The sequence below is a fragment of the Pararcticibacter amylolyticus genome (genome assembly GCF_003130405.1).
GTDB lineage: Bacteria > Bacteroidota > Bacteroidia > Sphingobacteriales > Sphingobacteriaceae > Arcticibacter > Arcticibacter amylolyticus.
This window is the reverse complement of record NZ_QEAS01000021.1, coordinates 67,074-72,110: the sequence shown is the minus strand read 5'-3', so window position 1 is coordinate 72,110 and position 5,037 is coordinate 67,074. Positions and strand designations below refer to the sequence as shown.

Annotated in this window: 3 protein-coding genes; 2 read left to right on the top strand and 1 reads right to left on the bottom strand. The window is 49.1% G+C overall.

The features are described 5' to 3' along the window. The first annotated feature begins 314 nt into the window (after positions 1–314). On the top strand, positions 315–2,795 hold the full coding sequence (locus tag DDR33_RS21000) for a TonB-dependent receptor (protein ID WP_158280823.1): 2,481 nt from the start codon (positions 315–317) through the stop codon (positions 2,793–2,795). Positions 2,796–2,824: 29 nt separating this feature from the next. Then, positions 2,825–4,099: a PepSY-associated TM helix domain-containing protein gene (locus tag DDR33_RS20995; protein WP_109417765.1), complete on the top strand. Its 1,275-nt coding sequence runs from the start codon at positions 2,825–2,827 to the stop codon at positions 4,097–4,099. Positions 4,100–4,427: 328 nt separating this feature from the next. Here the strand turns inward: DDR33_RS20995 and DDR33_RS20990 are convergent, their stop codons facing one another. Then, on the bottom strand, positions 4,428–4,928 hold the full coding sequence (locus DDR33_RS20990) for a hypothetical protein (RefSeq protein WP_109417764.1): 501 nt from the start codon (positions 4,926–4,928) through the stop codon (positions 4,428–4,430). Positions 4,929–5,037: the final 109 nt, after the last annotated feature.

Genomic DNA, 5,037 nt, shown 5'->3' with positions numbered 1-5,037 from the left:
GAGGGCAACTAAGAAAAAGTCTAGGGGTTAAAGCTGAAAGGTTAAAGCTTAGGGCAGGGGGGCTATTTTGAAATTACATAAACCTTATTTTGAAATTGCATAAGAATAGTGCCTTATACAGGAGCTGATCGCTAATAGCTGATTGCTGACAGCTAAGAGGCGCTTGGGAGAGATCTGCTGGAATGATTCTAAATAAGTATGGGGATTTGTTTGGAACCGGTCTAAATAAATATATCTTTGCCGGAAATTGCCGGACGGCTGAGTGCTGTCGGGCGGGCGGCTTGCCGGACATCTTTCATGTATATTTTAGACTAATGCGAATTAAACATTTTCTGTTGACGGGTGCCTTTTGCACTTGTGTTGTTGTAGCGAACGCTTTCCAGGGGCCTCATGTGCCGGCATCTAATCAAAAAACTTATGGTGGAACTTTACGTGCGGAGGATCAGCAGACGGGGTCTGTGAGGGGACGGATTACGACTGCTGACGGCAGTGTGGCGTCGTATGTGTCGGTGGTGCTGAAGGGTACTAAGTTTGGTGCGATGTCTGATGAGAATGGGGAGTATCATATTAAGCGGGTGCCAGCGGGTGATTATACGATCGTGGTTTCGGCGGTGGGTTTGTTCCCGAAGGAAAAGCAAATCCGGGTTTCGGGAAATGGTACTGTGATTGCGGATTTCTCCCTGAAGGAGGATCGCTCGGAACTGGATGTGGTGCAGGTGAACGGTCGCCGGAATAAGTTTAAAACGGATAAGGTTTCTTCTTCTTTGAGGCTGCAGACTCCTTTGCTGGAGGTGCCGCAGAATATCCGGGTGGTAACGGATAAGCTGATTGCAGACCAACTGGTATTTGACATTGTTGACGGGGTGACCCGCAATGTGAGCGGGACGGTAAGGACTGGGCACTGGGATGCGCAGTATGCGAATATTTCGACGAGGGGAACGACGATTCCGGCTTTCAGGAACGGAATGAACCTGAAGATGCCCTGGGGACCGCTGGCTGATGATGCGGCGACGATTGAGCGGATTGAGTTTGTGAAGGGGCCTTCGGGCTTTATGATGGCAAACGGGGAGCCCGGCGGTATCTATAATATTGTGACTAAGAAACCTACGGGTGAGAACAAGAGTTCGGTGAGCCTGAGCGGCGGCGGCTATAACCTGGCGCGGGCGGCAGTGGACCTTGACGGCAAGCTTTCGGCTGACGGCAGGCTGCTTTTCCGTTTGAACGTGGCGGCCCAGACGAAGGGGAGCTATAATAAATACAATTACACGGATAAATATGTGATTGCGCCGGTGGTGAGCTACCAGGTTGACAGCAATACGCTGGTGATGGCGGAATATACGACGCAGCATGTGGAGGCTCAGGCTTTGGGTACTTATGGTTTTTCTCCGAATGGATACGGGGATACGGACCCGAGTTTCTTCCTGGGGGATCCGGCGCTGGATCCTGCTAAGTTGTATGACCATAATGTCACCTTGTATTTTACGCATAAGCTGAATGCGGACTGGAAGGTGAATGCGCAGGCGGCTTATGTGAAGTATGGCTTGTATGGCGGGACGCCCTGGCCGTCGAAGATTGCTCCAAATGGTGATATGAGAAGGTATTTGAATATCAGTGAGGAGCTGGCGATCAATAAGAATGCGCAGGTGAGTTTGATGGGGGATGTGAGTACGGGCCCGGTGATCCACCGGATTATGACGGGGGTGGATATGGGGAACCTGAAGACTTGGGGGGATTTTTCGAGTGTGATGCATGGTGACCTGAAGCTGCGTGACAACCGCCCTTTTAATATCTATAAGCCGGAATACGGAATTCCTGCGGATAGTATCCCGGTTTTTGACCGGTCCAGGAGTATACAGATCCGTTCGGGAGCAAATACTTATGCTACTAATGTAACTTATACCGGGGTTTACTTGCAGGATGAGCTGCGGATGCTGGATGAGAAGCTGCGCCTGACACTTGCGGGCAGGTTTACTCATGCGGTGACGGTAGGCAAAGCTGATAGCATACATGTGTCAGACAATGCTTTCAGTCCGAGGGTTGGATTAAGTTATTCAATCACAAAAGATTTTACCGCTTACACTCTCTACGATCAGAGTTTCCTCCCTCAGGCGGGGCAGGATTATTTCAAAAACTATTTTAAACCTGTGAGGGGGAATAATATTGAGTTCGGATTGAAGAAGGACTGGTTTGATGGTAAATGGAATACTTCGGCTGCTGTCTATCAGATCACTAAAAAGAATGTACTGACGCCGGATAATGAGCATAGTACAGGAAACAGGGCTTATTCTATCCAGCTTGGTGAAGCACAGTTTAAAGGGATAGAATTTGATGTTATGGGTGAAATTGTAAGAGGGTTGGATGTGGTACTGAATTATGCTTATACAGATGCTAAGGTGACTGAAGACGCGCTACAGAGCCGAATAGGTAACCATATCGCTAATTCTGTTACCCATCTTACTAACGGATGGCTTTCTTACCGCTACCGGAAACAGGGAGCTTTGCTGAACGGCTTTGGGCTGAGCGGCGGCTACCAGATGCAGCTGGGACGCTTTACCGGAAATAGTGCCAGGGAGCCTAACCTTCCTGATTATATCCGCTTTGATGCGGGGGCTTCTTATGAGAAGGGCAAGATCACCATTTCTGCCCTGGTGAATAACCTGCTCGACCGCAGACTGCTTACACAGGGGTCTTACACGGAATTGAAAGAGCAGAAAGCGGATGCGGTGAATTACTATACCTATATCTATGAAATGCCCAGGAACATGAGGCTGACAGTGGCTTACAGGTTCAAATAATTAATTGATTGTTTTTATTACACAGCATAATGAGCACCATGAGACAGAGGCCGGCAAGGAAGAAGCAAAAGGATTCGCTTTTTAAAAGGATTAATAACTGGCTCCATTTGTGGCTGGGCCTGATATCGGGGATCATTGTGCTGGTGGTGTGCCTGACTGGCTGTATCTGGGTGTTCCACGAGGAGATCACGAACTTGATGGAGCCTGAGACGAAGGTGGAATGGCAGGCGAAACAGGTGCTTAGTCCTTCGCAACTGATGGGGATTGCTGCCAGGCTGCATCCTGATAAGGTGCCTTCGTATGCTGAATACCAGCAGGGGAGGACGATTAATCTGAACCTGAGGGTGGTGGGTGCCGCACCCCGCGACCGCCGGAGCGGCGGGACGCTGCTGAAGATTAACCCGTATACGGGGGAGGTGATTAAGACGGAGGTGCGCAAAAAGGGGGAGACTGATTTCTTCCGCTTTATCCTGAACGGACACCGCTTCCTGTGGATGCCTTACGAGATCGGCAGGCCTATCGTGAATTATGGAACGCTGGTTTTTGTGGTGCTGCTGATTACCGGCCTGATCTGGTGGTATCCTAAAAAATGGAATAAGACGACGCGCGAGAAGAGTTTTACGATCAAGTGGGGTGCTTCTTTTAAACGGGTGAACCTCGACCTGCATAATGTGCTGGGTTTTTATTCGCTGCTTTTCCTGGCGGCGATTGCCCTGACGGGAATGGTGTATGGCATTAAGTGGTACAGCGAAGTGCTGTACTGGGTAACTTCAGGTGGGCAAAAGCTTGCGGAGTATAAGACTATGGAGTCTGATTCTCTTCAGAAGGGTAAGGGGTACAGGCCGGAAGCGGCGATGGACCTGGCCTGGGCGAAAGTGATTGCTAAGCATCCGAAGTCCATGGGCTTTTATTACAGCTTCCCGGATACTTCGAATGCGAAAGCGGCGATTAATGTGGTGGTGTATCCGAATAAGGGGCAGTTTTATAATAGCCAGGGCTATTCTTTTGATCAGCATACGGTGAAGGAAATGGTGCGGGAGGATGCTTATTCTGTTCCTTATAGCGAGGCGTCGTTCGGGGAGAAGGTGCGTAAAATGAATTATGATATCCATGTGGGGAGTATCCTGGGCTTCCCTGGTAAAGTGATGGCTTTCCTGGCTTCTCTGATCGGAGCGAGCTTGCCGGTGACGGGGTTTTTGGTGTGGTATGGGAGGAAGTTTGGGAAAAAGAGGGGGAAGAAGAAGTTGAAAGTGGAAAGTTCAGAGTTGAAAGTGGAGGGGAGAGAAGTTGTAGGTTATAAGTAGTAAGTTATAAGTTGAGGACAGGAGGGGAAGAGAAGTTATGGGTGATGAGTTATGATTTATGAGTGACGAGTTTGATAGCTGAAAGCCGATAACTGACTGCTGATTGCCGAAAGGGTTATGTGGGGATAGTTGAAAGTTGAAAGTGGAGAGTTTAAAGTTAGGGCAGAGGGTTATGTGACGAGTCGAGGGTGAGTGATGGTTTGGGGGGAAGGTTAAGGTGAGTGGGGGACGGAAATAGGGATTGAAAGGGTCATACTGTTTTATATAGGGCTTATATAAAACAGTATGGCCTTTTTTGTATATAAGGCGGATGTGTTGGTGGTGAGGGTTAGAAGGCGTATCCTAAGCTTATGCCGGCAAAGTAGGGGATGAAGCCTGATTTGTTGAAAATGGGGTTGATGCTGGCGCGGAAGCTGAAGCCGCTGGTTTCGGGCTGGTAGCGGTAGCCGAAGGTCATGGTTCCGATGAGGCTGGATGAGGAATCGAATGAGAGGAAGTCATCGTCGTCATCATCGCCTAAGTTAATGTAAGTGGCGCCTAAGCCTATCTCGAAGTATTTGCCTTCTTTGCCAAGGAGGTAATTTGCCTGTAATGGAAGTGTGAACAGGGATGAGTTGTCTACTGACATGTAGCCTGCTCCGAGGCGGCCGCCTATGCCGTCGCGCTTCTGTGTGAAACGGGTGTCGTAGTTGGCGGAGACGAGTAGTCCGGGGCCTCCGAGTTCTACAAAGACGTTTTGGGCGCGGGAAATGGGTGCTTGTGCTTTGACGTTCGTGTTCAGGAATGCGAGAATGGTTAATGTGAAAAGGGTAAATTTAATTGTACTCATAATATATGGTTAATTGAATGTTGTATTTAGAGAGTACGGAGGGAGGAGAGGATATGATACAGGGGGAAGGGGGGGGGAAGTTTAAAGTTTAAAAAGTGAAGGGGGAAAA